This is a genomic window from Methanomassiliicoccales archaeon (assembly GCA_035527755.1).
In the GTDB taxonomy this organism is placed as follows: Archaea; Thermoplasmatota; Thermoplasmata; order Methanomassiliicoccales; family UBA472; genus UBA472.
This window is the reverse complement of the sequence record DATKZX010000026.1, coordinates 13285-39058: the sequence shown is the minus strand read 5'-3', so window position 1 is coordinate 39058 and position 25774 is coordinate 13285. Positions and strand designations below refer to the sequence as shown.

The 25774-nt window shown below is 56.0% G+C and carries 31 protein-coding genes and 1 tRNA gene; 20 read left to right on the top strand and 12 right to left on the bottom strand.

Translation table 11 applies throughout. The annotated features are described in order from the left end of the window. Nucleotides 1-3: 3 nt before the first annotated feature. The 8 genes from VMW85_08675 to VMW85_08640 all read left to right on the top strand — a co-directional run bounded on the left by VMW85_08675 (nt 4) and on the right by VMW85_08640 (nt 6369). Nucleotides 4-483, top strand: a complete 480-nt coding sequence (locus VMW85_08675) for a 50S ribosomal protein L11 (GenBank protein ID HUT28103.1) — start codon at nt 4-6, stop codon at nt 481-483. Nucleotides 484-614: 131 nt separating this feature from the next. After that, nucleotides 615-1253: a 50S ribosomal protein L1 gene (locus VMW85_08670; protein HUT28102.1), complete on the top strand. Its 639-nt coding sequence runs from the start codon at nt 615-617 to the stop codon at nt 1251-1253. 13 nt (nt 1254-1266) lie between these two features. Continuing rightward, nucleotides 1267-2262 (top strand): 50S ribosomal protein L10, encoded by a 996-nt coding sequence (locus VMW85_08665; protein ID HUT28101.1) that lies wholly within the window; start codon nt 1267-1269, stop codon nt 2260-2262. A gap of 12 nt (nt 2263-2274) precedes the next feature. Further along, on the top strand, nt 2275-2577 hold the full coding sequence (rpl12p, locus tag VMW85_08660; protein ID HUT28100.1) for a 50S ribosomal protein P1: 303 nt from the start codon (nt 2275-2277) through the stop codon (nt 2575-2577). Between the two features lie 147 nt (nt 2578-2724). After that, nucleotides 2725-2946, top strand: coding sequence for a hypothetical protein (locus VMW85_08655; GenBank protein ID HUT28099.1), 222 nt, complete (start codon nt 2725-2727; stop codon nt 2944-2946). Between the two features lie 45 nt (nt 2947-2991). Continuing rightward, nucleotides 2992-4149, top strand: coding sequence for an AAA family ATPase (locus VMW85_08650; protein ID HUT28098.1), 1158 nt, complete (start codon nt 2992-2994; stop codon nt 4147-4149). Nucleotides 4150-4193: 44 nt separating this feature from the next. Then, nucleotides 4194-5309, top strand: a complete 1116-nt coding sequence (gene gcvT, locus VMW85_08645; GenBank protein ID HUT28097.1) for a glycine cleavage system aminomethyltransferase GcvT — start codon at nt 4194-4196, stop codon at nt 5307-5309. A 4-nt stretch (nt 5310-5313) separates the two neighbouring features. Then, nucleotides 5314-6369, top strand: coding sequence for a M20/M25/M40 family metallo-hydrolase (locus tag VMW85_08640; protein ID HUT28096.1), 1056 nt, complete (start codon nt 5314-5316; stop codon nt 6367-6369). Here VMW85_08640 and asnS read toward each other — a convergent pair. Next, nucleotides 6360-7658, bottom strand: a complete 1299-nt coding sequence (gene asnS / locus VMW85_08635; GenBank protein ID HUT28095.1) for an asparagine--tRNA ligase — start codon at nt 7656-7658, stop codon at nt 6360-6362. The genes VMW85_08640 and asnS overlap by 10 nt on opposite strands. 96 nt (nt 7659-7754) lie before the next feature. On the opposite strand from asnS, the gene VMW85_08630 reads away from it, so the two are divergent. From VMW85_08630 to VMW85_08605, 6 genes are all read left to right on the top strand, one after another. Further along, entirely contained in the window at nt 7755-8201 is a 447-nt protein-coding gene (locus tag VMW85_08630) for a GNAT family N-acetyltransferase (GenBank protein HUT28094.1), read from the top strand. A gap of 1 nt (nt 8202) precedes the next feature. Next, on the top strand, nt 8203-8607 hold the full coding sequence (locus VMW85_08625) for a hypothetical protein (GenBank protein ID HUT28093.1): 405 nt from the start codon (nt 8203-8205) through the stop codon (nt 8605-8607). A 147-nt stretch (nt 8608-8754) separates the two neighbouring features. Then, the gene (locus VMW85_08620; protein HUT28092.1) at nt 8755-8922 is read left to right on the top strand and encodes a hypothetical protein; all 168 of its coding nucleotides are present in this window, start codon (nt 8755-8757) and stop codon (nt 8920-8922) included. Between the two features lie 79 nt (nt 8923-9001). Next, nucleotides 9002-9322 (top strand): Lrp/AsnC ligand binding domain-containing protein, encoded by a 321-nt coding sequence (locus VMW85_08615; GenBank protein HUT28091.1) that lies wholly within the window; start codon nt 9002-9004, stop codon nt 9320-9322. A 48-nt stretch (nt 9323-9370) separates the two neighbouring features. Further along, nucleotides 9371-9646, top strand: coding sequence for a UPF0147 family protein (locus VMW85_08610; GenBank protein ID HUT28090.1), 276 nt, complete (start codon nt 9371-9373; stop codon nt 9644-9646). A 68-nt stretch (nt 9647-9714) separates the two neighbouring features. Beyond that, nucleotides 9715-9786, top strand: a tRNA-Gly gene (locus tag VMW85_08605). An 81-nt stretch (nt 9787-9867) separates the two neighbouring features. Here the strand turns inward: VMW85_08605 and VMW85_08600 are convergent. Beyond that, on the bottom strand, nt 9868-11742 hold the full coding sequence (locus VMW85_08600; protein ID HUT28089.1) for a cation:proton antiporter: 1875 nt from the start codon (nt 11740-11742) through the stop codon (nt 9868-9870). A 241-nt stretch (nt 11743-11983) separates the two neighbouring features. Here VMW85_08600 and VMW85_08595 point away from each other — a divergent pair, with 241 nt between their 5' ends. Then, complete coding sequence (locus VMW85_08595; GenBank protein ID HUT28088.1) at nt 11984-14722, top strand: cation-translocating P-type ATPase; 2739 nt, start codon at nt 11984-11986, stop codon at nt 14720-14722. Next, a complete protein-coding gene (gene rtcA / locus VMW85_08590; GenBank protein ID HUT28087.1) occupies nt 14719-15735 on the top strand; it encodes an RNA 3'-terminal phosphate cyclase in 1017 nt (338 codons plus the stop codon). The genes VMW85_08595 and rtcA overlap by 4 nt, the downstream gene beginning before the upstream one ends. On the opposite strand, the gene VMW85_08585 is transcribed toward rtcA, so the two are convergent. Next, on the bottom strand, nt 15722-16510 hold the full coding sequence (locus tag VMW85_08585; protein HUT28086.1) for a PAC2 family protein: 789 nt from the start codon (nt 16508-16510) through the stop codon (nt 15722-15724). The genes rtcA and VMW85_08585 overlap by 14 nt on opposite strands. Before the next feature lie 48 nt (nt 16511-16558). Here VMW85_08585 and VMW85_08580 point away from each other — a divergent pair, with 48 nt between their 5' ends. Beyond that, nucleotides 16559-17221 (top strand): 2,5-diamino-6-(ribosylamino)-4(3H)-pyrimidinone 5'-phosphate reductase, encoded by a 663-nt coding sequence (locus VMW85_08580; protein HUT28085.1) that lies wholly within the window; start codon nt 16559-16561, stop codon nt 17219-17221. After that, nucleotides 17214-17690, top strand: a complete 477-nt coding sequence (locus tag VMW85_08575) for a Mut7-C RNAse domain-containing protein (GenBank protein HUT28084.1) — start codon at nt 17214-17216, stop codon at nt 17688-17690. Before VMW85_08580 ends, VMW85_08575 begins: the two co-directional genes overlap by 8 nt. On the opposite strand, the gene VMW85_08570 is transcribed toward VMW85_08575, so the two are convergent. Both VMW85_08570 and VMW85_08565 read right to left on the bottom strand, forming a co-directional pair. Next, nucleotides 17659-18585, bottom strand: coding sequence for a hypothetical protein (locus VMW85_08570; protein ID HUT28083.1), 927 nt, complete (start codon nt 18583-18585; stop codon nt 17659-17661). The two genes, VMW85_08575 and VMW85_08570, sit on opposite strands and share 32 nt — an antisense overlap. 40 nt (nt 18586-18625) lie before the next feature. Next, entirely contained in the window at nt 18626-19609 is a 984-nt protein-coding gene (locus tag VMW85_08565; protein ID HUT28082.1) for a DUF523 and DUF1722 domain-containing protein, read from the bottom strand. A gap of 34 nt (nt 19610-19643) precedes the next feature. On the opposite strand from VMW85_08565, the gene VMW85_08560 reads away from it, so the two are divergent. Next, on the top strand, nt 19644-20033 hold the full coding sequence (locus VMW85_08560; protein HUT28081.1) for a DUF131 domain-containing protein: 390 nt from the start codon (nt 19644-19646) through the stop codon (nt 20031-20033). Here the strand turns inward: VMW85_08560 and VMW85_08555 are convergent. Continuing rightward, complete coding sequence (locus VMW85_08555; GenBank protein ID HUT28080.1) at nt 20010-20228, bottom strand: hypothetical protein; 219 nt, start codon at nt 20226-20228, stop codon at nt 20010-20012. The two genes, VMW85_08560 and VMW85_08555, sit on opposite strands and share 24 nt — an antisense overlap. Continuing rightward, on the bottom strand, nt 20225-20800 hold the full coding sequence (locus VMW85_08550; GenBank protein ID HUT28079.1) for a GMP synthase subunit A: 576 nt from the start codon (nt 20798-20800) through the stop codon (nt 20225-20227). Before VMW85_08550 ends, VMW85_08555 begins: the two co-directional genes overlap by 4 nt. 100 nt (nt 20801-20900) lie before the next feature. Here VMW85_08550 and VMW85_08545 point away from each other — a divergent pair, with 100 nt between their 5' ends. Continuing rightward, on the top strand, nt 20901-21617 hold the full coding sequence (locus tag VMW85_08545; protein ID HUT28078.1) for an HAD family hydrolase: 717 nt from the start codon (nt 20901-20903) through the stop codon (nt 21615-21617). Here VMW85_08545 and guaA read toward each other — a convergent pair whose 3' ends face one another. From guaA to VMW85_08520, 5 genes are all read right to left on the bottom strand, one after another. Further along, a complete protein-coding gene (gene guaA, locus VMW85_08540; protein HUT28077.1) occupies nt 21618-22565 on the bottom strand; it encodes a glutamine-hydrolyzing GMP synthase in 948 nt (315 codons plus the stop codon). Further along, nucleotides 22565-23032 (bottom strand): 5-(carboxyamino)imidazole ribonucleotide mutase, encoded by a 468-nt coding sequence (purE, locus tag VMW85_08535; protein HUT28076.1) that lies wholly within the window; start codon nt 23030-23032, stop codon nt 22565-22567. The genes guaA and purE overlap by 1 nt, the downstream gene beginning before the upstream one ends. Before the next feature lie 76 nt (nt 23033-23108). Further along, on the bottom strand, nt 23109-23402 hold the full coding sequence (locus VMW85_08530) for a hypothetical protein (GenBank protein HUT28075.1): 294 nt from the start codon (nt 23400-23402) through the stop codon (nt 23109-23111). 214 nt (nt 23403-23616) lie between these two features. Continuing rightward, entirely contained in the window at nt 23617-24525 is a 909-nt protein-coding gene (locus VMW85_08525; protein HUT28074.1) for a carbohydrate kinase family protein, read from the bottom strand. Then, on the bottom strand, nt 24525-25766 hold the full coding sequence (locus VMW85_08520) for an adenosylhomocysteinase (GenBank protein HUT28073.1): 1242 nt from the start codon (nt 25764-25766) through the stop codon (nt 24525-24527). The genes VMW85_08525 and VMW85_08520 overlap by 1 nt, the downstream gene beginning before the upstream one ends. Nucleotides 25767-25774 lie beyond the last annotated feature (8 nt).

Below are 25774 nucleotides of genomic sequence, written 5' to 3'. Positions count from 1 at the left end.
AAAATGGTAGAGACTATCGAAGTGTTAGTGGATGGCGGAAAGGCCACCCCAGGTCCGCCGCTTGGACCCGCCTTGGGCCCCACGGGGATCAATGTCGTTCAGGTCGTAGCCGCGATAAACGAGAAGACCAGAGGGTTTATCGGCATGAAGGTCCCGGTCAAGGTCATTATAGACCAGAAGACCAAGACCTTCGAGATCAAGGTCGGTACCCCTCCCACCTCCGCCCTGCTCTTCAAAGAGCTGGGCATCGAGAAGGGTGCTGGTGCGCCCAAGGCTGCCAAGGCCGGGAACATCACCATTCAGCAAGCGGTCAAGATCGCTCACATGAAGCAGGACTCGCTTACCGGGGCTGACATTAAAGCCCAGGTGTTAGAGGTCATCGGAACCTGCGTCTCCTGCGGCATAACTGTCGAGGGCAAAGAGCCCAAGGACATGCAACAGGATATCAAGGCCGGTAACTGGGATGACCAATTGAAAGCCTGAAACCCTTTCCAGTAAAACATTTTCTTTTCTCTTTTAATACGATATCTTTATAAATAGTAGGGTGATTAGGGGGTCTCACCAAACTGTAGGAGAACCTTCGTTGGTTCGTTGGAACTACAGGAGGGATCGAATTGGCAGAAAAATCAACTATTACGGCCGTTAAGAAAGCCTTGGGGAATTCTCCAAAGCGCAATTTTAAGCAAACGGTCGACCTGTCCATCAACCTGAAGGATGTGGACCTGTCCATACCCAAAAACAGGATACAGGAGGACATCATTCTGCCTCACGGTAGGGGAAAGCCGATCAAGGTCTGTGTAATCGGCAGCGGTGAAATGCTGATCAAAGCCAAGGAAGTGGCCGATAGGATCATTTCCGTGGAAGAGCTCGGAACCATCGCTGACGACAAGAAACAGGCTAAGAAGATGGCTAACGAGTTTGAATATTTCATCGCGGAGGCCCCGTTGATGCCCGTTATCGGTAAGAGATTGGGTATCGTACTCGGTCCTCGCGGCAAGATGCCCAAGCCCATCCCACCGGGAGCGGACCCAAAGCTCATGATAGAAAACCTTCGCAAGTCGGTGTTCATCAGGAGCAGGGACAAGATGACCTTCCACACCTCCGTCGGGACCGCGGACATGACGCCAGAAGACATAGCTGACAACATCGAGCTGATCATCAAGAGATTGGGACTCAGACTCGAAAAGGGCACCATGAACATCCGGTCCGCTTTCGTGAAGACCACCATGGGACCCTCCGAGAAGGTGATTTGAGGAGGTTCTTAGCATGGCACACGTCGCGAATTGGAAAAGGGAGAGGGTGCAGGAGCTCGTGGACCTCATGGCCCACAGCCACGTTGTCGGCATCGTCGATCTGCACGGCATTCCCGCCGCCCAGATGATCTCCATGCGCGCCGGACTGCGCGGCAAGGCCAACGTGAGCATGACCAGGAACACATTGATGGACCTGGCGATCACCGAGGCAGCCAAGCTGAGGCCGGGCCTGGAGCAACTGAGGCCGATTGTTGACGGACAGTGCGCGATCGTCACTTCGGACGTCAACCCGTTCAAGCTATTCCGCCAGATGGAGGGTACCAAGACCCCGGCCCCGGCCAAGACCGGAGATATCGCGCCGGAGGACATCGCGGTGAAGGCGGGAGACACCCCCTTCAAACCCGGCCCCATCATTGGCGAACTGCAGAAGGCTGGTATTCCCGCGGCCATAGAGTCCGGGAAGATCATCATCAAGAAGGACAAGGTCCTCGTCCCCAAGGGCGAGCCAGTCCCGGATGAGGTCGCCAAGGTATTGGCCAAGCTGGAGATCCTACCCATGATCGTGGGCATGGACCTTCGGGCCGCCTTCGAAGATGGAGTGCTCTACGGGAAGGACGTCCTAAATGTACCGGCGGACTACTACACCAACATGTTGGGGTTGGCCGCCAGGAGCGCCCTAGGCTTGAGCTTGTCTATAGCTTACGTTACGCCTCAGACTGTCACGCCCTTGCTATCCAAGGCATATCGCCAAGCGATGGCCTTGAGCGTGGCTGGCGCATTCCCGACCAGGGAGAGCATCGGTGCTATCCTGGCCAAGGCGGATGCGCAAATGATGACTTTGGCTTCGATCATCGGTTTAGAAGATGAGAGGATTAAGAACCGCATGGCTGCGGTGCCCGCAGCCCAACCGGTGAGCGAAACCAAGGCCGCAGAGGCTAAGAATGAAGAAGAAGAGGAACAGGTCAGCGAGGAAGAAGCCGCAGCTGGTCTGAGTTCTCTGTTTGATTGAGGAGGTAAGGAAATGGAATACATATACAGCGCTTTGGTCCTTCACGCCGCTGGAAAGCAGGTTTCTGAGGATGCAGTCGCCGTTATCTTGAAGAGCGCCGGTGTCGAGCCGGATGCATCCAGGATAAAGGCCTTGACCGCTTCCCTAGAGGGTGTCGACATCGATGAGGCTATCGCCTCCGCGATGGTTGCCGCCGCACCTGCCGCCGCTCCGGCTCAGGCCGCCGCGGCCGCTCCGGCCAAGGAAGAAGTCAAGGAAGAAGAAGCTGTGACCGAGGAAGAGGCCGCTGCCGGTCTCTCCGCTCTGTTCGGCTGAAAAAGCCAGAAAGGGTCGGTCTCCAGTTACCGAACCTTCTCAGGCCTTTCAAACCATTTACTTTTTCATATTTTTCATACTGCGAGCGTAGCTTTTGTCCGGCGGACAGAAATCAATTTATGAGCCGCACCCATCTTATCCGTTCAGTTGAAGCTCCAGGACATCTTCCGGTTCGCCATCCAATTGGCCAAGGAGATGTTCAAGAAGCTGGCCGATGCCGGAGTATGCGTAGTGGTGCTCATGCATATACCAGAGGCGCGTTCAGAGGAAGAGAGGAAGAACCACCTGAATGTGGTCATCTCCAGGCACGTGGCCTCGAGCCCCCGGTACATGAACCTGCTAGCTTACAGATCGGAAGAACGGGGTTAGATCCCCTGTTCCGGACCCATTCGTGTGAGAAGGTCGGAGTAAGATATGCGCAACCCACGCCTGTTCAAGGACCAATCCAAGCTTTCATTCGATTACGTTCCAGAGAAGCTGTGCCATCGTGAGGCTCAGCTAGAGAAGCTGGAGATGATATTCCGCCCAGTGCTGGAAGGTATAATGTCGCAGACGGCGTTCCTGATCGGCAGCGTGGGTACGGGAAAGACCGCCACCTCAAAACGCTTCTGCCTGGACCTGATGAGGACCGCCCATGAGAAGGGACGGATGATGGATTATATCATCGTCAACTGCCGGCAGCGCTCAACCGAGGTTGCGGTACTTCGCCGCATCGTCATGCATTTCGACGAGAACTTTCCAGACAGAGGTTTCTCCACCGAGGAGATGTTGCGCTCCATTCGCAAGCATCTTGAAAAGCGCCGCATGCACCTGGTGGTAGTTCTGGACGAGGCTGACGTGCTGTTGGTGAAGGGGGCAAGCGACATCATCTATCAACTGACGCGCTTCGATGAGGAGGTGGTGAGAGGTAGACCGTCAATGTCGGTCATCATGATCTCACAGAAGAACGTGTTGGATATGCTGGATGCGGCATCCACATCCACCTTCCGTCGGGCCAACACCATCCGCTTCGATCGGTATGGCATAAAGGAGCTTTCGGACATCCTGCGCTTTAGGACGGACCTGGCCTTCTTCCCCGGGGCGGTGCGACAGGATTCACTGGACCTGATGGCCGATATCGCCTCCGAATTCGGCGACGCCCGCTTCGCCATTGAACTGCTGGATAAGGCGGGGATGCTGGGCGAGGAGGAAGGCGCTGAACATCTAGCTCCAGAACATGTACGGGGCGCCAAGGCGCTGACGTACTCCGTGGTCACCGAGTCCAAGATCGAAGACCTGGACAAGCAACGCAAGATGGTATTGCTAGCCGTCGCGCGCAGCATCAAGGACCAGGCGTACGTACGTACTCCAGAGGCGGAGGCGGTGTATCACATCGTAGCGGAAGAATACGGGGAGAAGGCCAGAGGGCATACCATGTTCTGGTCCTACCTACAGGACCTCTCCAACCAAGGGCTGGTCGGTACCCGTGTGGCCAACGAGGAGAGCGGGGGACGGACGACCTATATCTCCCTGCCGGACGTTCCGGCAAAGGTGGTACGCGTCAGGCTGGAGGAGAGCCTTGGCGCCCATTAACGGAAAGGTTTTGATAATTTGCACCCCATTGTGGAAATGAACATATGAAGAGGACCCCGCTTTACCCTGAACATCTGGCCCTGGGAGCCAGGATGGTCGAGTTCGTAGGATGGGAGATGCCCATTCAATACACTGGCATCATCGAGGAGCACGGTATCGTCCGTCGTCAAGCCGGGATCTTCGACGTTTCCCATATGGGAGATCTGCTTATTCGCGGACCGGACGCCGCTCGACAATTGGATGGATTGTTGACCAATCCCTTGGGCAAGGCCCCGGTGGGCAAGGCGGTCTACGGACACCTGCTAAATGATGATGGCCACATCATCGACGACGTCATTAACTATCATATGGCCGAGGGGCAGTATCTCATGGTCCCCAACGCCTCCAACGTGGACCGGGTACGCGAATGGGTGAAGAGCAGGACCGAGGGATTGGAGGTGGTGGACCTGTCCACCCGACTGGCCTGCATCGCGGTCCAGGGACCACTGGCCCCGGGGATCCTGCAACGATTGTGTTCCAGCGATCTTACTAGCATGAAACGCTTCCAAGGTCGATTCGCCTTCATGAACGGACCGGACTCGACTTTTCTTGAGGACCTACTACCTCAGACCGGAAAGGGGGTGGGCTGCTACATCGGTCGCACAGGCTATACTGGAGAGGACGGCTTCGAAGTACTGGTGGAGGATAGGAACGCCACCTGGCTCTGGAAAAGGCTGTTGACAGAGGGAGAGGGACACCTGAGACCGATCGGTCTGGGGGCCAGGGACACCTTGCGCCTGGAGATGGGTTATCTTTTATCTGGAACTGACTTTGATGGTAGGCAGACCTCCTTGCAGACCGGCCCCCCCTGGGTGGTCAAACTGGACCATGATTTCATCGGGCGGGACGTTCTTTTGCGACAGAAGGAGAATCCCTATGAGGTCCTGGTGGGGTTGCAACTTCTGGGCCGGGGGGTCCCCCGGCACGGTTATGATATAATTCATCGCGGGAATGTCGTTGGAAAGGTTACCAGCGGCAACATGTCCCCTTGCAAACGCGTTGGTATTGCCATGGGCTATGTGCCCCAGGACCTCTCTGGCATCGGAACGGAACTGGCGATCTCCATCCGCAATGAACATGTGCCAGCGCAGGTGGTGGAGACTCCTTTCTATCGGAAGTGATGACTTGTCCAGCGAATTGATGCATGATCTGATCGAGCTTCTCCACTTGCGGAGTGATACCAACGAAGGAAAGAAGTTACTGTTCGAGCTGGTACGGGCCAAGTTGGAGGAAATGGACCTGCGTATCGTCACCGGAGGCGTACCGGACAGCCCGGCCCTGGTCGCCGCCCATGGCGAAGGCGGAATTGCCTTCTCGGCCCACCTGGACACGGTTTCTGCCGGGAACGCGTGGACCAGGGACGACGGTGAGGTCGAAGCGGGGCGCATCTATGGACTGGGAGCGGCGGACATGAAGGGGGGAGCGACCGCCATGCTGGCCGCCGCCCGTACCCTGAAGGACGAGGGAGTGCCGTTCTACCTGCTGATCACCACTGACGAGGAGGAGCTGATGACCGGTGCGGAGTTCCTGACCAAACGCCCGGAGGTCAGGATGGCCAAAGGAATACTGGTCGGTGAGCCCACCGACCTGCGGGTCGCCTGGAAGGAGAAGGGCGTATCCAGATTGGCCTTGACAGCGCACGGCATCGCCGCCCATGCCAGTATGCCTTGGAAGGGTGACAATGCCATCATGCACATGACCCACCTGCTAGACCGGCTGGCCCCCATGCTCAGGGTGCCGAAAGGTCCCACTGATGATCTTACCCTGGTGGTCTCGACCATCAACGGGGGCACGCGCAATAACATAGTGCCCGAGAGGTGCGAAGCACATCTAAACGCCCGCTACCCCTACCCATTGACGGCAAGGGAGGTCCGTGAGAGGATCATGCGCACCTTGGAGGGGGAGACCTACGACATTGTGATGCAGTACGAACTGCCGGCCTTCGAGACCTCTCCCGATACCCCTTTGATACAAGAGCTGCTGGCCTGTGGAGCCGGTGAACTTACAACCGTACCATATGCCACCGAGGCGGCCGTCTATTCAGCGATCAACCCATTGGTGGCCGTGTGCGGCCCTGGCAGCCCAGGCATGGCCCACACCAAGGACGAGTACGTGGAAAGGTACCAGTTGGAGAGCGCCTACCGCCTCTACTGCGACCTGGCCCGCAAACTTCAGGGATAGACCCGAGAGACCGTCCTGGGATAGGGCATGGCGTCCCGGATGTGTTCCAACCCACATACCCATTTCACGATGCGTTCCACCCCCAGACCGAAACCGGAATGAGGCACGGAACCATAGCGTCTCAGGTCCAGATACCAACGATAGGGGTCTTCGGGAATGCCCTGTTCCTCAAGACGCTGTAAAAGTTTGTTGAGGTCCGTCTCCCTCTCACTGCCTCCAATGATCTCCCCGAACCCGAACGGAGCCAAGAGGTCGGCGCATTTGTACGTCCGAGGATCATCCTCATCCTCCTTCATGTAGAAGGCCTTGCATTCCTTAGGATAATTGGTCACGAACACCGGGGCGACCTCCTCTTCGGTGATGGATCGTTCCTCCAATGCCCCCAGGTCACAACCGTAGGTGATCTCGAATCCCTTTTCCTGCAGCAGATCGATCATTTTTGAATAACGCACCCGCTTGAAGGGAGCCTTTACCGCTTTTAAGGGCTCCGCGTCCCGCTTAAGCAGCCCCAGCTCCTCCTTCCTCTCCTTAAGGACCTTGGACACCATGGCCGAAACGAGCTCCTCCTGTATCCTCATATTGCCCTCGTTGTCCGTCCAAGCCTCCTCCAATTCCATGTGCCAGTACTCGGTAAGGTGTCTAGATGTTCGGGACTTCTCCGCGCGGAACGAGGGGGTGATGGAATAAACCTTCTCCAATGAGAATACTAGAGATTCCAGGTACATCTGGGCGCTCTGACTTAGGAAAGCTTCGCGATCGAAGTATTTCAGTTTGAACAGGGTCACACCGCCCTCGCAGGCGTTCTGGGTGAATATCGGGGGCGTAACCTCAGTGAAATCGTTCTCCATCAACCATTCCCGGGCCCCGGCCAGCAGGGTCGCCTTCACTTTCATCACCGCGGTCTGCTCCCGGGACCTTATCCATAGGTGGCGGTTGTCCAGAAGCAGTTCCTCGCTCTGATATTCGGTAATGGGGAAGGCCGTAGCGGTACCGACGATGTTGAAAGATGAGGCCCGTACCTCGTAACCTCCAGGCGCCCTCTCGTCCTTGTGTATCGTTCCCATGATCTCCACGGAAGACTCGATGGAAGCGGATAGCGCCCCCTCAAATTGCTGATCGGGAAGGTTGCCCTTCTTGATGGTGATCTGCATTATTCCGGTGGAATCGCGTATCACTGTGAAAACGATCTTACCACTGCTCCTGGTGCGGTATATCCATCCCCGCAACATGACCTGCCCGTCGAGGTCTGGGGTACCCAGTAGCGAGCGAATGCTCGAAAAGGACTTCATAATAAATACCTGGCCTGTAAAGAACGGCATCTATGTATTCCATAATTTCGGTCGTATGGGGGCAAATGGATATACCGGAAGGAAGGATTTCGAAGTGTGCGTACTAGATCAGGGGGTGTCAATGACCTGCCGAGCCTCATGGCATTGGAAGAGGGAGCCTTTGGTCCAAAACGGTTCTCTGAGGCGTTTGTGCTGGATCTGCTCCATGACCCTCTGGTGACCACATTGATCGTGGAAGCGGAGGGAGCGGTGGTCGCCTATGCCATGATCCGTTCGTCCCCCGCGTATCATACGGTCGAGGTTCTGTCTCTGGCCGTGTCCCCCCTCCATCGCCGGAGAGGCCTAGGGCGGGGATTGATTCAGGAGGTGGAACGATCGATCGCCGATTCTGGGACGGAGACTGTGATGCTATGCGTGCGACCCGAGAACCAGGCGGCGGTCGACCTTTACCTTTCAGAGGGGTATAAGGTGTTGGCCCGTTGCCGTAACTACTACGGAAAGGGGTCTGACGCGAACATGATGGTCAAGCATCTGGAGGAGTGAAATGGCGAAGGTGAAGACGGCAAAACTTAGTGATCTGAAATGGATGCAGGGAAAGGAGAACCTCCTCGGGGGACCCTCCTTCTCATTGTCCGTGCTGGAAATGTTCACGATGGCCCCGGACTTCACTGTGCACGTGGCCGGAGATTCAGCGATGGTCCTTTATCATGAAGGGAAGGGCGGCAAGAGCCGGCTGCTGATGCTTTTAGGCACAGCACTTACCGAACTGCTGCAGGCTGGAGAAGAGGCTGCTCGCCGAGCGGGAACGGTGAAGATCACTTTAGAAGTGGACCCAAGGAGCGAGACCATGCTCCCACTGGAATCGTTTGGTTATCAGATTAAAGGAGATTTGGCGAATTATTTTGGGAAGGATCGTCCCGCCCATTACATGGAGAAGATACTTCCATAATTTTATATATTTATAATAGTGAATATATTATTTCATCCAGATAACTGGCTCTACAAAAGTACATTCCAAGACAATTATTATATAGGGAACCAAGCATTCGCTCGAACAGACCAACGTTCACGAGATGTTGGACTGGGGTGAATGACCATGGAAGAGTCTCTTTGCAATGTTGAGTTCCTTAAAGATAACAACAATTTCATAGCACGAGTGCAAAGCGAGCTCGGAGGCCTTAGAGAATACCAGAGCCCAAATTTGGAAGAGGTTCTGGAGCAGGTCATCATCGACCTGCAAGAGGAATTCGAAAACGTGATGTGAATCATTCCGATTTTTCACCACGCCATAAATAGTATGACCATCTAGGTGGTATATCATTAGTGGCTGAGGAGGGTTGCGTATGCAACAGGACGAGAACAACTCGATATTATCCTCATACTACGGCGATGAGGAAGTAACCGTTATCATCACTCTCAAGGTAGAAACAAGGGACGCGGACCAGGTCTGCCAGAGCATATCTTTATTGGATCCGGTCGTGGACGTGTTCCTGGTGACGGGGGACACGGATATTGTGGTGAAGGCCAAATTACAGAATTATATCCATCTTAAGAAGTTTTTAGTAGAGGACCTGTCCCACATCAAAGGACTCAGGGACACCAAGACCCTCATGGCAGTAGCAACATTCAAAGAAAATGGAGAACCGAAGTACGTCGCCGATTAGGGCGTCGTGCGATATCGGTCTCAATGATGTCAATAGGATGGTGATTGTATGGAATATGATGCCAAAACAAAACTCAATCAGATAATCGACGTATTGGATCAGTTGTCGGAGGATACCTCCGTTCCCAGGAATATCAGGAGAGGGGCCACCGAGGCCAAGAGCCGGTTGAGCCAGACGACCGAGGCTATGGACGTAAAGGTTGCTGGAGTCGTAGGGAAGTTGGATGATCTGGCGAACGACCCGAACATCCCCATGCACGGGCGCACCATGATCTATAGGATCGTCTCCGAACTGGAGAACCTGTTGAGAGATGCTAACAAGTGATGTCCGATATGTCGTCAGGCACCGGGTGATAAACTATAAAAATCGGCCGGCGATGTAGTAGCCATCAGGCGGGCATAGTCTAGTGGTTAGGACTGGAGCTTCCCAAGCTTCGAACTCGGGTTCGAATCCCGGTGCCCGCACTTCATTAGTTTTTATGAGATATGGAAGGGGTTAGAACGCCTTTTTCCGATGCGGTAATAATTACGAATTGGATGTTCGAATCAAAGGTTCTTCCACTTCGAATCGTCCTTCTTACCGATCTCGTCGATCGATACCTTTTCAGGGATATCCAGATTCCGGCCGGGAGCCGGTTCAGTGCCCCAACCGGGATCGTCCCTGACCACCGGGGGATTGAACTTCGGGGCAGGCATCTTCTCCTTTTTCTTGCGCCCCTGACGACGTTCGACCGGTTTTGATGTCAAGTTAAAGGATGGCGTCCTAGTGAGATTGTAGACACTGTGGGTCATCATCATGACGATGATGAAGTAGGCCAGAAGGACGACGAAAGAAGATGGCCACCACAGGGGAAAGATGAAGGCAAGGGAGAGGATCGTCACCAAGCTCAGGCTTATGAATCCGGCGATGAAGCGGCTGATATTGCCAGGATCGCGGGTCACCACTCCGAGATTGTCGTAGTTGGTCATGCGGACGACGAGGAACAGATCGCCCTCTAGCATGCTATATGTGATCACTACCAGCGCCCCTCCGATGACGAACAGCGCCATATTATACGGGAACGACAGGACCATCACCGCCACCAAGGCCACGAAGTATAGCATCACAAGCACCTCCAGGCGGCGGGTCCTCTGGAACAGCTTAAGTGGTACTGGCAGTATGATCTTGCTCATGGTGCGGTTCATCAAAGAACCGCCATACCTCAGAAATTTGGGGGTGATCCGGGCGAGCCATCGGGTCAACCGCAAGCTCCCCTTCATCATTCCGGGGGAAATTACGCTCATGACGAAGCAAAAGGCCCCTGCGAAAGGGTTCAGCTCCGCCCCCTTGATCAACGCCGGGGAATTACTACCTACGCTGGCGTACATGACGGACTCCGCCCCGCGTCCGGTCACCGATGTGCTCATGAATATCGAGGACTTACTGGTGAATCCTAAAAGATAGGATACCACGCTCAGTACTATGACCTCGTAGAACAGCACTACCGGCACAGCGATCAACAACAGGGGGATGATGCTGCCCAGCATACGCAGGTCGATGAGCATTCCAAAGGATACGAAGAAAACCGCCACTAGAGCGTCCCTGAAAGGGGTGATGCGGTCTTCGATGCGTTCCACAAGCTTGGTCTCGGCAAACACCATGCCCAGGAAGAACGCCCCTATGATGGCCGGTACGCCCGAGACCTCGGCCAAAGCAGCGGACAGGAACACTAACCCCAGGGCGAACAGCACGAACATCTCGTTGCTCTTGATGCTGTGGAAGTAGTTCACCACCCTAGGAATGACCACGATGGCCAAAAAGATGAAGAAACCGTAGAAGGCCAATATACCGACGATGAGACGGGTCATGGTCATCTGCCCACCGACATCGCTTTTGAACATCAGTCCTCCAGCGATGGTCAGAAGCACCATGGAGAGGAAGCTCTCCACGACGACCATGCCTAGCAAGTACTCCGTCTCCGGGGTATTTATGCGCTTCATCTCTTGCAAGGCCTTCCCGGTTATGGCCACCGAACTCATGGATATGACCCCTGCCAGGAATACCGTGTCAATGATGGGCCAGCCCAGGGAGAAGCCGATGAGTATGCCTAGGAACATGCCTATTCCGACATCTATCAGCGCCAGTATGATCGCCGGGGCTCTGGTCTTCTGCAACTTGGAAATGGAGAACCCCAGCCCCACGAAGAACATCAGCAGGGTCAGACCCATGCTGGATAGGAATTGGATGAAAGTGGTGTCCTTTATAAGCCCCTCATAGACGAAACCGCCCACCTCAAAATACATGTAAGGCCCGATGAGCATTCCTGCCAGTATGTAACCGAGTATGACGCTCTGTTTGGCCTTCGTAGCCAATGCTGCTCCGATAAAGGAGACCAGCATTATGATACCGACCTCAAACATCACGTTGTCAATGGCTATCATCGTGCATACCCGGACGAATACGGCCATGCATTCTGGACGTGCCAACCTCCCTTAGATGGAGGCATACCATCCAGTGGTCGAGGGGCCCGCCTCAAGAGCGCGGTCCCTAGTGCATCCCGTTTCTCGATAGTAATACTGGCTATTAATAATTGCCCACATTTGTAGAGTCGCCGTGGCACTCACGTTTCTTGGCGAGCGTCGTATTTAATTAATTGGACGAGGGTTTAGATATGGGTCAATAATGGCGAGCGATTTCCATGCCATGAGCGGTGAGGAGACCTTGAAAACCTTGGGCAGTAGCGCTCAGGGACTATCGGTCGAAGAGGTGGCTAGGAGACTTGAGAAATATGGTCCCAACGAGCTGAGCGAAGGCCGTAGGATTTCCCCCCTCAAGATCTTCCTGGACCAGTTCAAGGACTTCATGGTGATCATTTTGATCTTCGCCGCCATCATCTCCGGCGCCATCGCTACCGTCAATGGGTCCACCGAGGAGTGGTTGGACGCGGGGGTAATCTTGGTCATCGTCATAATCAACGCCACGTTGGGATTTCTGCAGACCTACCGGGCCGAGAAGACCATGCAGGCATTGAAGGACATGGCCGCCCCCAGGGCCAATGTCATCCGGGAGGGGAGAGAGGAAAGCGTGCCCTCCAAGGACCTGGTACCAGGGGACATCGTATTACTTGCAGCGGGGGACCGGGTCTCGGCCGATGCACGTTTACTGGAGACGGTCAACCTCAAGACCAACGAGGCCTCTTTGACCGGGGAGTCGCTGCCGGTGAACAAGCGGACGGGAGACATCCTCAGCCCAGAGGTCTTCCTGGCGGAGAGGACCAATATGGTCTTCTCCGGTTGCAACGTGGACCATGGACGGGGGAGGGCGGTCGTGACCTCCACCGGAATGCAAACTCAGCTTGGCCGGATCGCTACGATGGTTCAGACCAACGACGAGAGCACTCCGCTGCAGAAGAAGCTGGACAAACTGGGTAAGCAGCTGGGCATCGGTATCCTGGGTGTTTGTATATTCATCTTCACCGTGGGGATCATGAGAGGTGTTCCGGTGGAGGAGATGTTCCTCACCTCGGTCAGTCTGGCTGTGGCGGCAATTCCCGAAGGTCTGCCGGCCATCGTGACCATCTCGTTAGCATTGGGATTGCAACGCATGGCCAAAAGAAAGGCGGTCATGAGAAAACTGCCAGCGGTCGAATCACTAGGTAGCGCCACTGTCATCTGCACAGACAAGACCGGTACCCTGACCAAGGGCGAGATGAACATCCGCGAGATCTACATGGACGACATCATCAATGTCACTGGAGAAGGTTTCGAGCCCGATGGACATTTCATGGCCCAGGGGGATCTGCTGAACGCCGCGGAGAGGGAGGACCTCTCCATGCTGCTGGTGGCCGGCGCCCTGTGCAATGATTCCTCCCTTTACCAAGAGGAGGGCAAGTGGAAGGTGCGAGGGGACCCAACGGAAGGCACCCTCGTCGTCACTGCCCGCAAAGCGGGTATCGAAGTGGAACAGTTGGCCAAGAACAGCCCCCGTATCTTCGAGATATCCTTTGATTCGGTCAAGAAACGCATGACCACAGTACACGAGGTCGACGGGAGGAAGTTGGCTTTCATGAAGGGAGCGGCCGAACGCGTGGTGCCATTGTGCACCAGGCGACGGATGGGCGACCGTACCGTGGACATCACCCCGCAGATGGCAGAAGCTGTTCAGGCAAAGAACAATGAGATGGCCGATCGAGCTTTGAGGGTCTTGGCCATCGCCATGCGTGATGTCACAGATGATGTTCTTGATGAAGTTTCTATAGAGAAGGACTTCACCCTGCTAGGCCTGGTGGGCATGATCGATGCCCCACGAAAGGAGGCGATCGTGGCCATCAAGAAATGCCACACCGCCGGCATACGCGTCATAATGATCACCGGGGACCACGAACTGACCGCCAGGGCCATAGCCATGGAGATGGGCATCGCCGAACCGGGTAAGGACCAGGTCATCAACGGAAAGATGCTGGATACAGCCTCGGATGCGGAATTGTCCGGACTACTTAAAAGCGTTAACGTCTTCGCCAGAGTAGCGCCTGAGCATAAGGTTCGCATCGTGGAAATGTTGCAGAACCAGGGGGAGATCGTGGCCATGACCGGTGACGGGGTCAATGATGCCCCGGCGCTGAAGAAGGCCGACATCGGGGTGGCCATGGGCATCACTGGCACGGACGTCTCCAAGGAAGCGTCGCAGATGATCCTGATGGACGATAACTTTGCTTCCATCGTCAATGCGGTGGAGGAGGGGCGCGGTGTCTACGACAACATCAAGAAGTTCGTCACCTTCCTGCTGTCCTGCAACTCCGGCGAGGTGGCGGCCATGTTCGCCGCCAGCCTGTTGTTCGTCGACCCTCTGTTCCTGCCATTCCTGTTACCCATCCATTTATTGTGGATGAACCTGGTGACGGACGGTTTCCCGGCCTTGGCCCTGGGCATCGACCCGACCCCGTCCAACATCATGGACCGCCCGCCTAACGACCCTAAGGAGCCGCCAGTAAACCGCAGCAACGCCATTCGCATATTGGCCGTTGGCGGTATCCTGGCAGTGGCCTCGATATTGGCGTTCCAACTGGAGTTCCAGGGGGCGCTCGAAAGCCTCGGCAAGGAAAGTGCGGTGGTTCACGCCCGGACCGTTGCCTTCTGCACCATGGTGTTCTCCCAGCTGTTCTACGCCCTCTCAGCCCGTTCGGAGAGGCAGACAATTCGTCAGATCGGGGTCTTCACCAACATGAAGCTGATCCTCGCTGTCATCGTATCGGCACTGTTGCAGCTGTCGGTGGTATACGTCCCTGGACTTAGCGATGCTTTCCGTACTGTCGCGTTGGGTTGGGAAGAATGGCTCATCCTATTGCCCATGTCCCTGTGCGCCATGGCGTTCAATGAGCTCTGGAAGGTGATGGCAGCACGCAAGCATCGGAGAACCGCATGATAGAGCTGGACGGATCTCATGGTGAAGGTGGCGGACAGGTCCTGCGTACTGCCCTCTCCCTCTCGGTGCTCACCGGAAAAGGGTTCCGTATGGAAAATATACGTGCTGGACGCGACGACCCGGGATTGAGACCACAACATCTGGCTGGAATTCGGTTGATGAATGAAATATCCTCCGCAGAGGTCACTGGTGATCAAATAGGATCGGATTCTCTGGAATTCCATCCCGGCCAGATGCGCGGCGGTCGTTATCGATTTGATATAGGGACCGCTGGTTCCCTCACGCTCCTTATGCAGACGGTCCTGCCAGCTCTGGTCGTCTCTCCCATCGAGACCGAGCTGGAACTGATCGGAGGGACCGATGTGCGCTGGTCTCCGCCCATCGACCATTACGCCCAGGTCCTTTTTCCGATACTGCGTTTGATGGGCGCCCGATTGGAGATGAACGCGAAAAGGCGCGGATTCTATCCACAGGGGGGCGGGGCGGTGCATCTTAAGGTGAGCGGAGGTAAAATAGGCGGGTTCGGTCCTCAGCAGCGTGGGGAACTGCGTCGCGTCCTAGGAACGGCCTTCGTCCAGAACCTGCCTGCAAAGGTGGGAGAGCGCCTGATGCAGGGGGCACGAACGGGGCTTCCAGGTGTTGACCTTGATATCACCCTTAACGTCTCCTCCGGTGCCTCCACCGGGGCCGGAGTGGCCTTGGCGGCGGAGTATGAGAACACCGTGCTAGGATGGAATTCGTTGGGAGAACAGGGGGTGGCCGCCGAGAGGGTCGGCCGGGTAGCGGCCGCTGGATTAATGGAGGAGATGGAGGGCGGAGGCATCTTGGACGTGCATACCGCCGACCAGCTTCTACCGTTCATGGCCATGGCCAATGAGGGTTCGTGCTTCACGGTCCGAGAGATCAGTGGCCATCTGCGAACACAGATGTGGCTCGTTCCTCAGTTCGTTCCGATCGACCTTCGGATAGGGGAAGGTTCCCCCTATCTCATAGAAGTGATCAACCGTACATGATGGAGCGCTTCTTGGCCAGCTCTTCGCTCTCTCCGGTCTTTTTCTTGATCTCCTTCAGGGTCTCCTCTATCAGCGCGGCCTCTTCCAGCAGGGGCTTGGTATCCAGCTGGGTGTGTAATAACAACTTGTCGATGGCCTCGGTGGCCGCTGCGGCCGCCCGGGCATCGGGGTAATCGGAATGCGCTTCAGAGAGTATGGAGACCACATCGAAGTTACGGTTGACCCCTTCGTTCAAAAGCACTCCTGCCAGGCCGACCACCACCCCGTTCTCGAAGATGGGGATATCGTTCTTGATCAGCATCTTTCTCGCCCTGGGCGTGGAAGCTACGGCGAACACCTTGAAATCGACCGTCTCCTCGGTCTGCGGACCCAAGATGTCATCTACCCCCTCGCCGGCCTTGTTGGCCAAGCCTTCAGGGGAGATTACCATGCGGCAACGCTTGTACTCCACCCAGTCCATGATGGCCCAGGCAAGAGGTTTGAGTATCTCCTGCGGCGGTTCGAACTCGGAGACGATGACCACGATCTTATCGCTACCTTTCTCACCAATTGTACCTGAGTATACCCGTACTGGTGAGTAGGGGACGCCGTCACGCACGATGGAAACCGACGGAAGATATGGTGAATCGATAATGGCCACCAGGTCCAGGTCCAGCAGGTTGACCAGGTAGTTAGCGGTGATGGATCCCACTAAACCTATGCTGGAGAAGCCTTCGATGACCGTAGCCCCTTTCAAATTGGACCTCTTCAGCTCGATGATGTCGAAATCATTCATCGTGGCCGATATCGATTTGGTCCTATTAATCTCCGCCCCATCATCATTATGATGATGCTCGTCGTTATCTCGGTCATGAGACCCAGGGTGATCGTCAATTGCGCCATGTCGCCGGACGGCAAGATCGCTGGCACCGAGAGGAGGCAGCTGAGGATCTCCTCACCGGAGGATATGGACAGAGTGCGACGAGTACGCTCGGAATGTCAGGCCATCCTAGTAGGCGCGGGCACCATTCTGGCCGACGACCCCCACTTGTCGGTGAAGGGGATGCCGTATGACAAGCAGCCCCTCCGAGTGGTGCTGGACCCCCGGGGTAGGGTGCCGGGGACCTCCTTGGTGCTGGACCAGCGGGCCCGTACCCTGATGGTGACCTGCGAGGAATGCATCCGCCAATATCCTGGAGCGGAAACGGCCCGTCTGGGAAAGGGACGGATCGATCTGCCGGCCTTGCTGCAGGTGCTGGAAGAAAGGGGCGTTTCCACCTTGTTGGTGGAGGGGGGCGGGGAGACCATATTCTCGTTCTTCCAGGCCGGTATGGTCGACCTGTATTCCGTCTACATAGGCGATTATATCATTGGGGGAAGGGAGGCCCCCTCACCGGTGGACGGGGGCGGTTTCCGTCCTGGAGAGCAGATACCTATGCGACTGATCTCGGTCGAAAGATTGGGCGGGGGGGTGCACTTGACCTACGAGGTCGTTAAGGATGACTGATCCATCGTTCCTGCTAGACGGCATGCTCGGCTCTTTGTCTCGGTGGCTGCGCCTCCTGGGATACGATGCCGAATACGTACGGGACGCTTCGGACAGAGAGATGCTCTCCCTGCTTCAAGGGAACGATCGTCTGCTCCTTACGCGCGACCGTCAATTGGCGGAGAGGGCCGGGGACAGGGGAGTTCTCATCACCATGACGGACCTGAACTCCCAGCTCATGTGGCTGGAGAACCGGCTTGGATTACGCCTGCAGCCGGACCTCAGGAGGTGCACTGCGTGCAATGGTGAACTGCAGACGGTGGACAAGAGCACCGTTCAGAATGAGGTGGCGGAGGGCACCTGGAAAGGATACGACGCATTTTTCCGATGCCGGATATGTGGAAAGATATACTGGCAGGGAGCCCATTGGAAGAACATACGGCGACGTTTGGATGCTATCAGCAAATGTCCCGGAAATAATCCTCGCTGAGCACCTTACCGGTGCTGGCGTTGATTATCATGACCCCTTTGGTTCCTTCGACGCACCAAATGGGTACGTAGATCATGCCCATCCGTTTTACCGACCCTTGGTCCAAACGGGGATGGACCACCACCCTTTCGGTCATGGTGACCTGCCCGTTCTCCTTCACCATGTCCCTCTCGTGCGTGTGTTCCTTCTCCACCGCCACCCGCACTAAAGCGCTGGCCTCTTCCTCGTCCAAGACCGGTTCCAGGCGTTTGTATCCCTGTTCCAGTTTGGTCACCGTTGCCGGAATTTCTTCCCAGGGCTCTACCGCATTGGTCAGAGCGTTCACGGCCAGTATGCCTTCCTTGCTGCCTATGCGCCCCTCCCCCACGTACAGCGGTGCGTTGTAACTGAAAAGGAAATGAGGTATCAGCTCCAACCGGTGGCTGAACCCGCTCACCGTCTTGGCGGAGAGTTCCACGACGGCCTGAAGGCCGATCTGCATCGGGGCGATGCGCTCCTCCTGATCTTCCTCCATGTTCTCCGCCTTCATCACCGGTGGGAAATCATCGGCGTAAAGATCGTCGATCAGGCCATGGTCCTCCTCTCCCACCATGGCTTCGATCCTAGTCCGTCCGACCTCATGCTCGATGGCCTCGCGGTCCCAGATGACGACGTCGGAAGGGATGTTGGCCAATGTGCTTTCGGCCAAGGGCACCAGGGCCGCCAATATGACCTTTCCGTTTAACCCGGGAACGGCCTTCTGGAACTCCTCCAAGGCTGCCGGTGAGTGCCGGGCGTAAGGGAAGAAGTGTAGCTCGACACCCTCCTTTCTCCCATTTACGAAGGGGCCGCTCTGATCGACCAGGAATTTCCTGGACTCGAGTATGTCCTTCAGCACCGTAGACAAGGTCGTCATAAAATCCTGTGCGGGGGAAATGCCCCTGGGAATAAATAGGTTATCGGACGCCCTCCCAAAGTTCCCGCCCGGTACAGGAATCGTTTCCCATCAGTTTCATGAACTCCAATGGATACGGTTCAAAGAACACCTGTTCCTGCAGGTACGGATCGTCATAGTGAAGGGCCCAGGCCCTCACCAGGAGCATCGGGGCGGTCAGGGGCACCTTGCCCTCCCCATACCATTCCAGCATTTGCAGGAAATGCGCTTTCTCCTTGGGTTGAAGATGGTCGGAAAAATATCCCATGGCGTGCATAAGGACGTTGTTCCATGAACGGCAACGAGGTGGACGACGCAAGGCGGTGTAAAGCTCCTCAGAATACTGCTGGAAACGTTCTACCATGGATGTGTTGGAAGCGACGATCCTCCCCATGCGTCGCAAAGCCTCTTGATGGTACCCCATGAGCAACAGTTTGTGTCTGGTATGGAAATCCATGAGGTCCCTGGACCTCCCGGTCTCCCGAGACCTCCGGAAGCGGGCGAAGGTGAATATCCTGGTGAGGAAATGGTCCGCGATACGTTCGTTGAGCAGGCGGGACTCGTCTTCCACGGCCAGGTGCGAAAAGTCCTCCATTACATTCCTGGCGAACATACCGGTGCCCTTGCTGGTGATGGGGGCCTTCTCCTCCCCTGGCGGATAGACCCTGACGTCCTTTATGCCACAGGAGGGTGACCGCCCCTTGAGAATGAACCCGTCAATGTTCTTCAGCTTGGAAAGGTGGTCATGGGTGAAGTGCACCGCCTCCTCGGTCACGTCCCGTCCGGTGGCTGGTTGGATAAGATGGTCCGCTCCATCTTTACGCACGATGCGAACGGGGTCCCGGGGAACGCCCAGACCGATGTCGGCCTCCATGCATACCGGGAAAAGATCCACATATGGCATGAGCTTTAGAACGAACAAACTGGGTATCTTGGCACCGTCGTAACGGCAGGCTTCGAACTCTATGCAACGGCTGATGACCACCCGGGGTCGGGGTAGGATCATGATAATAATTACGAATGAGTAACTAAAAAAGGGTATGGAACGATGGAAGTGCGTGGAGCGAAAACAGGGTTGGGTGATGCTCATCGCCTTGGCCGCGGCAGCCGTTGTCCTGGGTGGGGTGGCGGAGGGAAAGGGGGAGCTGGAACTCTATCTCTTCCTGATCGTACCAGTTCTGCGCGCGGACGGTTGGTGGGGAGCGGCGTCCTTGCTCTTGGCCTTCGCCGCCTTTATCGTACTTCTATCGAACTTGCTCCCTCGTGCCAGCCTCAAGGTGGAAGAGGGGCGCGATAGGCCCTCGGCCGGAGGAGTCCTGTTCATAGGGCCCATCCCCATAATGTTCGGCACTGACCGAAGTACGGCCATCATCGTTTTGATGGTGGCGGTGGCCGTACTTGCGGCCCTATTGTTCCTCTTGCTCCTTTGAGATCTGCTGGGCCGACTCCCAATCATCGAGCTTATGCTTACGGGCATGAGCGCGCACCATTTCCATGATCTCCATATAATCCTGATAGGAGAGTTCGACCTTTCGGACCTCTCGGCCGACCGCCCGCTCCAGGGAGTCGTCCCTTCGCCGCTTCTTCAGAGCTGTGGCCAGAGCACACCAGCTCTCTGCCTTCATTTAGACCAGTCCTCGACCACCTTGAGGAAGTTACGGAAAATATCCATGCCGAAATCGGTGTTCTCGACCTCGGGATGGAACTGCAGCGCGTACAACGGCCTATTCAAAGAACGCATGGCCTCCACCAGGCAGGTGTCTGAGCGAGCCAATACCTGGAACCCCTCGGGAACGACCTTCACCTCGTCATTGTGGGACTCCCATACGTCGAACTCCTTAGGCAGCCCGGAGAAGAGATGGTCCGGCTCATCGACATACAGATGGGTACGCCCGAACTCCGCCCGAATGGCCGGCCCGGTGGTGCCGCCAAAATGAGTGGCCATGAGATGCATGCCGGCGCAGATGCCCAGGATCGGGAAGTCGGCCTTGTCCAGGTACTCGCCGTTGTTCCCCATGCGGCCGGCCTCGGATGCTACGTCCGGAGCGCCCCCGGACAATACCAGGGCGTCCACCTCTGCCAGTTTCTCAAAGGGAGTGCTGTTCGGTACGATCCTGGTCTCCACCTGGAGGTATTTCAAGACACGCCATTCCCTGTGCGTCCACTGCCCCCCGTTATCGATAACGTAGACCCGCATCGTGTCAGGATTATCGATGAGAGGTATAAAGGGATTGGTCGGACTGGTGGAAGGGGCTCAGGAAACGATTATATCCTCGGTGCGGTGAATCACATCCCATATGAAAGCCGTTATCTTCGACCTTGGACACACCCTGATCGACTATTATCACGATTGGACCGGTCCAGAGGAGCGAACGGTCAGCCGCCTCTACAAACTGGTGATGGAAGCGGGATCTCAGGTCCAGGAAACGGAGTTCCGCAGGTCGGTCCTGGTCACCCTGGAACGTAACCGGGAGAGAAAGGTCAGGGACCTGTTGGAGATCCCTTTGGAAGAGGTATTGTATGACATCATGGGCTCAGCAGGCTGTCAGGTCGATGAAGATCTAATCCATGATGGCCTGGAGCTGTTCTATACCGCCCTCCAAGAGGATCGATGTCTGATCCCCGGCACCATCGAGATGCTGGAACGGGTCAGGGATAAGGGTTACGCCATCGGATTGATATCTGATGTGGCCTGGGGATTGCCTTCCGAGTTCCCACTACGGGACATACGTCATTTCCACCTGGACCGTTTCTTCGACGATATGATATTCTCCAGCGACGTGGGACTGCGCAAACCACACCCCAAGATGTTCAAGATGTCGCTTTTCAACCTAGGAGCGGAGCGGGAATTGTCGATGTACGTGGGCAACTCGCTGCAGGCGGACGTGAAAGGAGCGAAAGGGGTGGGAATGAGGGCGGTCCTAAAGAGATCTGGCTATTTCCAACCGGACGATGATATCGTACCAGATGATACCGTGGACGGCTGGGAAGAGCTGGACGGTCTTTTGGACTGATCATTCCCATTCTATGGTGGCCGGGGGCTTGTGGGTCACATCGTACACTACCCGGTTGATATTGGCCTTCATCTCGTTGGTGATGCGCAGGGAGATGCGTTCGAGCACATCGTAGGGAATGCGCGAGAACGCGGCGGTCATGCCGTCGATCGACTCCACCGAGCGTATGGCGATCGTGCGGCCATAGGCACGCCTGTCACCTTGCACTCCGACCGACTGTACCGGCAGCAGCACGGCGAAGTACTGCCAGGGGAGGACCATTTTTCCTTGATCGGCCGCCTTCTCTAGCTCGTCCTCCACGATGGCGCATGCGTCTCGCACCACGTCTACGGATTCGCGGCTAGACTCGCCCATCACCCTTATGGCCAGAGCTGGCCCGGGGAAGGGTTGCCTTTCGGAGACCTCCACACCCAGATAGCGTGCGACCAGACGTACCTCGTCCTTGTATAGGTCCCAAAGCGGTTCCACCAGTGTGAGCGCCATATCCTTGGGCAGACCACCGACGTTATGATGACTTTTTATGGTGTCTCGCAGGTCGTCCCCGCTCTCGATCCAATCCGGGGCGATGGTCCCCTGGACCAGATATTTTGCACCGAATATCTTGGCCTCCCGCTCGAACACGCGTATGAACCGTTCGCCGATGATCTTCCTCTTCTTCTCTGGATCGGTCACTCCCACGAGGGAGTCAAAGAACTCATCCCGGGCGTCCACCAGTTTGTAGTGCACGCCTAGCTTATCGAACATGCCGCGGACGTAATCGGTCTCGCCCTTTCGCATCAGTCCGGTGTCCACGTAAACGGTCAGCAGACGCTGACCTATGGCTCGGTCGACCAATACCGCCGCTACGGTGCTGTCTACACCGCCAGAGCAGGCTATGATGGCCTTTTCGGGGATCTTCGTCATCAGCTCATCTATCTTCTCTTCCACGAACGACTTGGGATCGAACATCAGGCTTGCACCTCTTTAGAATCGTTCTCCACCATATCGGCCATCTCCTTGCGGTAGCTGACAAGCTCCTTGGCCAGCCTTTGATCGTGAAGAGCGAGGATGGACAAAGCTAGTAGCGCGGCGTTGTCTCCGCGATCGAGACCCACGCAGGCCACAGGTATGCCAGGGGGCATCTGAACGATGGAGAGTATGGAATCGATCCCCAATTTTCCGGAGATCGGTACGCCGATGACCGGACGGGTGGTGAACGATGCCACCGAGCCAGGTAGTGCCGCGGCCATACCGGCCACGGCGATGAAGACGTCCGCCTCGCTCTGTGTGACCAGGTCCTTGACCCGGTCCGGAGTACGGTGAGCGGATGCTACGACCATCTTAGCCTCCGCACCGAAGCGTTTCAAAAGGTCCAGGGCCTTCCGGCCTACTTCCACGTCGCTCTTGCTCCCGAGAATGATGAGTACCGCAGGCATTATGGCCACTGACAGAGTTCAAATAAAAAAGGATTTGCCTCCCGAGGAGGTAATGATGGTGAAGGGGAAGAGCTGTTCAGCTCTTCATTATGGCCAGCAGGAACACGCCCACCGCGACCAATGCACCGATCAGCGCAGCTAGGATGTTCACGAAGGCACCCCAGATAACGTCAGAAAGGTTTACTATGATCTGGTCGGTGAAACCCGCTAGGTAACCCCAGACCAGACCTACGATCAAACCAACCACCAATAAGACGACGCCGATCATCCTGCTCTTACCGCTTCCGAAATACGCCGTAAAAACTCCAGCAAGTAGCATGAACAGGCTGAAAGTCAGCAGGAGCACCGTCAGGAAATCCATTAGTTCCATTCTTGATCACCTTTAATTGATATTACTAGGACATTGGTGTCGATGACCAGTGAGCGAAACCTTGCCTTGTCCTTCGCATCCAGTGCGGACAGGACAGACAGGACCGATCCCAATGCCATTCGTTCACCTTGGGCCGCCTCTACGGTTTTTCAGTTATTATAATTTTCTCCCCACCCATAGAGCGGATCGTGGTATCCAGCAGGTATTCAAAGGCTCATATCAGGTGCTCGGCCCTTTCCTGTACCATATCCCATGTCGGTACGCTATCCAATGATCCCCGGGCAGATATCACGAAAGATGAGGTGGCACAACCCAATAGTCCGCATTCCAGCCACCCTTTGCCTCTGTATAGACCGGCGTAGAACCCGGCCCGGAACGCGTCCCCCGCCCCGGTGGGGTCGAGAACATCGGTTCGCGCCGCGGGAACATCGACCGTTTCGTTCCTGGTGTATATGCGAGCCCCTTTTGCACCCAACGTGCTTACCAACACAGGTATCTTGGACAATAGGTCCTCTGGACTTTCCTTTCCAATATAGCGGAGGGCAGTGGCCATTTCGCTCTGATTGCAGAAGAACATGTCCGAACCGCTCAACGCCTTCTGGAAACGGACCGCATCCCAGACATGGTGAATTTCTTGCGAAGGGTCCAACGATTTTTTCTTGCGCAACATGAAAGGCTTCTCGATCAAACGTAAGTAATAATCCGGCGACCCGGTCATCATGTGCACAACCAAAGCATCCTTGGCCCCTTTGATCTGAAGAGGATGATCGCCCATATTGGCCATGGCACCCTGGAAGACATAGGCCACTTGGTCCTGATGGTCGTCAGAGGCGATCCACACCGTCGGTGTCTCCGCCCCCTCCACCTCGATCATCTCGTCCAGTATGACCCCTTTCGATGACATCAGATCTCGGAATGCCAGGGGTAGGTCCTTTCCTACATAGGAGACCAAGGCTGTCGGCACCCCCAACGCAGAGGCCATGGTGGCCAGGTTCGCGCCAGTGCCCCCGAAATGACATTTCTTGCTTAGTACGTTCCCTGAAGTGTTCTTCTCTGGCAATTCCGCCATGGTCAGTAAATGATCGATGTTCGTATGCCCATATACACACATGAATGGTTTCATTAGGTTCCCTCTTGCCAATCATCGAGATACTTCTTTTGCGTCGGGGTGAGCTCATCGATGCTGACACCCATCGTCTTGAGTTTGATCCGGGCCACCAGTTCGTCCATCTCTGGCGGCACTGAATGCACATTCGGTGCCATGCTCGCGTGGTTCCTAACCAAGTGTTCTAGGCTGAGCGCCTGTATGGAAAAGCTCATGTCCATTATCTCCACCGGGTGTCCCTGTCCAGAGGCCAGGTTCATCAATCGGCCTTCTGAGACGAGGTATACCTTACGTCCGTTCGATAGATCGTAACGTTCCACCATCTCCCTTACCCTGACCGGGGGAGTGGCTGCCTCTTCCAAGGCCTTCTTGGATATCTCGTTATCGAAATGCCCGGAGTTGCCGAGAACGCAGCCATCCTTGATGACCGCCAGGTGCTCCTTTCGCACCACGTCCTTGCACCCGGTGACCGTGATGATTATGTCCGCTAGGCGGACCGCTTGCATCATGGGCAGCACCTGGAACCCGTCCAGCTTGGCCTCGATCGCCCTTATGGGGTCCACCTCTGTGACGATCACGTTCGCCCCCAGGCCCTTGGCCCGCATGGCCACTCCCCGGCCGCACCAACCGTACCCTGCCACCACCAGTTCCTTTCCAGCGATCAACAGGTTAGTGGCGTTCATGAAACCATCGAAGGTGCTCTGCCCCGTTCCGTATCGATTATCAAAAAGGTACTTCATGCGGGCATCGTTGACCGCCATGACCGGGAACTTCAGTTTTCCGTCCCGGGCCATCGCCTTGAGGCGAATGACCCCGGTTGTGGTCTCCTCGTTCCCCCCCTTGATCTCCTCCAGCTGCTCCCTTCGCACGGTGTGCAGCATGGTGATGAGGTCCGCTCCATCGTCGATAACGAAATCGGGGCGCATGTCCAGGACGGAGTTCAGATTTTCGTAATATTCCGAATTGCTCTCCCCTCTGCGGGCGTATACCTCGATGCCTCTTTCCTCCTTCAACGCCAAGGACACCGAGTCGTCGGTGGACAGTGGGTTGCAGCTGGCCAGACGTATCTTGGCACCCGCCTTGGCCAAGGTCACCGCGAGCATGCCTGTCTTGGCCTCCACATGCAAGGCCATGCCTACTTTGACCCCTCTAAGAGATCCGTTCTTTTCCAATCGCTCTCCGATCTCCCGGAGCACGGACATATGGGCCTCGGCCCATCCTAGCCGGCGCGATCCTTTCAACAGTAATTCTCGGTCCATTTGATTCC

Excerpts from the sequence above, each read along its gene's own strand:
- VMW85_08675 (HUT28103.1), top strand. The coding sequence starts at position 4 with ATGGTAGAGACTATCGAAGTGTTAGTGGATGGCGGAAAGGCCACCCCA.
- VMW85_08665 (HUT28101.1), top strand. The coding sequence starts at position 1,267 with ATGGCACACGTCGCGAATTGGAAAAGGGAGAGGGTGCAGGAGCTCGTG.
- rpl12p (HUT28100.1), top strand. The coding sequence starts at position 2,275 with ATGGAATACATATACAGCGCTTTGGTCCTTCACGCCGCTGGAAAGCAG.
- VMW85_08650 (HUT28098.1), top strand. The coding sequence starts at position 2,992 with ATGCGCAACCCACGCCTGTTCAAGGACCAATCCAAGCTTTCATTCGAT.
- gcvT (HUT28097.1), top strand. The coding sequence starts at position 4,194 with ATGAAGAGGACCCCGCTTTACCCTGAACATCTGGCCCTGGGAGCCAGG.
- asnS (HUT28095.1), bottom strand. The coding sequence starts at position 7,658 with ATGAAGTCCTTTTCGAGCATTCGCTCGCTACTGGGTACCCCAGACCTC.
- VMW85_08625 (HUT28093.1), top strand. The coding sequence starts at position 8,203 with ATGGCGAAGGTGAAGACGGCAAAACTTAGTGATCTGAAATGGATGCAG.
- VMW85_08620 (HUT28092.1), top strand. The coding sequence starts at position 8,755 with ATGGAAGAGTCTCTTTGCAATGTTGAGTTCCTTAAAGATAACAACAAT.
- VMW85_08615 (HUT28091.1), top strand. The coding sequence starts at position 9,002 with ATGCAACAGGACGAGAACAACTCGATATTATCCTCATACTACGGCGAT.
- VMW85_08610 (HUT28090.1), top strand. The coding sequence starts at position 9,371 with ATGGAATATGATGCCAAAACAAAACTCAATCAGATAATCGACGTATTG.
- VMW85_08600 (HUT28089.1), bottom strand. The coding sequence starts at position 11,742 with ATGATAGCCATTGACAACGTGATGTTTGAGGTCGGTATCATAATGCTG.
- VMW85_08595 (HUT28088.1), top strand. The coding sequence starts at position 11,984 with ATGGCGAGCGATTTCCATGCCATGAGCGGTGAGGAGACCTTGAAAACC.
- rtcA (HUT28087.1), top strand. The coding sequence starts at position 14,719 with ATGATAGAGCTGGACGGATCTCATGGTGAAGGTGGCGGACAGGTCCTG.
- VMW85_08585 (HUT28086.1), bottom strand. The coding sequence starts at position 16,510 with ATGAATGATTTCGACATCATCGAGCTGAAGAGGTCCAATTTGAAAGGG.
- VMW85_08580 (HUT28085.1), top strand. The coding sequence starts at position 16,559 with ATGATGATGCTCGTCGTTATCTCGGTCATGAGACCCAGGGTGATCGTC.
- VMW85_08575 (HUT28084.1), top strand. The coding sequence starts at position 17,214 with ATGACTGATCCATCGTTCCTGCTAGACGGCATGCTCGGCTCTTTGTCT.
- VMW85_08570 (HUT28083.1), bottom strand. The coding sequence starts at position 18,585 with ATGACGACCTTGTCTACGGTGCTGAAGGACATACTCGAGTCCAGGAAA.
- VMW85_08565 (HUT28082.1), bottom strand. The coding sequence starts at position 19,609 with ATGATCCTACCCCGACCCCGGGTGGTCATCAGCCGTTGCATAGAGTTC.
- VMW85_08560 (HUT28081.1), top strand. The coding sequence starts at position 19,644 with ATGGAACGATGGAAGTGCGTGGAGCGAAAACAGGGTTGGGTGATGCTC.
- VMW85_08555 (HUT28080.1), bottom strand. The coding sequence starts at position 20,228 with ATGAAGGCAGAGAGCTGGTGTGCTCTGGCCACAGCTCTGAAGAAGCGG.
- VMW85_08550 (HUT28079.1), bottom strand. The coding sequence starts at position 20,800 with ATGCGGGTCTACGTTATCGATAACGGGGGGCAGTGGACGCACAGGGAA.
- VMW85_08545 (HUT28078.1), top strand. The coding sequence starts at position 20,901 with ATGAAAGCCGTTATCTTCGACCTTGGACACACCCTGATCGACTATTAT.
- guaA (HUT28077.1), bottom strand. The coding sequence starts at position 22,565 with ATGTTCGATCCCAAGTCGTTCGTGGAAGAGAAGATAGATGAGCTGATG.
- purE (HUT28076.1), bottom strand. The coding sequence starts at position 23,032 with ATGCCTGCGGTACTCATCATTCTCGGGAGCAAGAGCGACGTGGAAGTA.
- VMW85_08530 (HUT28075.1), bottom strand. The coding sequence starts at position 23,402 with ATGGAACTAATGGATTTCCTGACGGTGCTCCTGCTGACTTTCAGCCTG.
- VMW85_08525 (HUT28074.1), bottom strand. The coding sequence starts at position 24,525 with ATGAAACCATTCATGTGTGTATATGGGCATACGAACATCGATCATTTA.
- VMW85_08520 (HUT28073.1), bottom strand. The coding sequence starts at position 25,766 with ATGGACCGAGAATTACTGTTGAAAGGATCGCGCCGGCTAGGATGGGCC.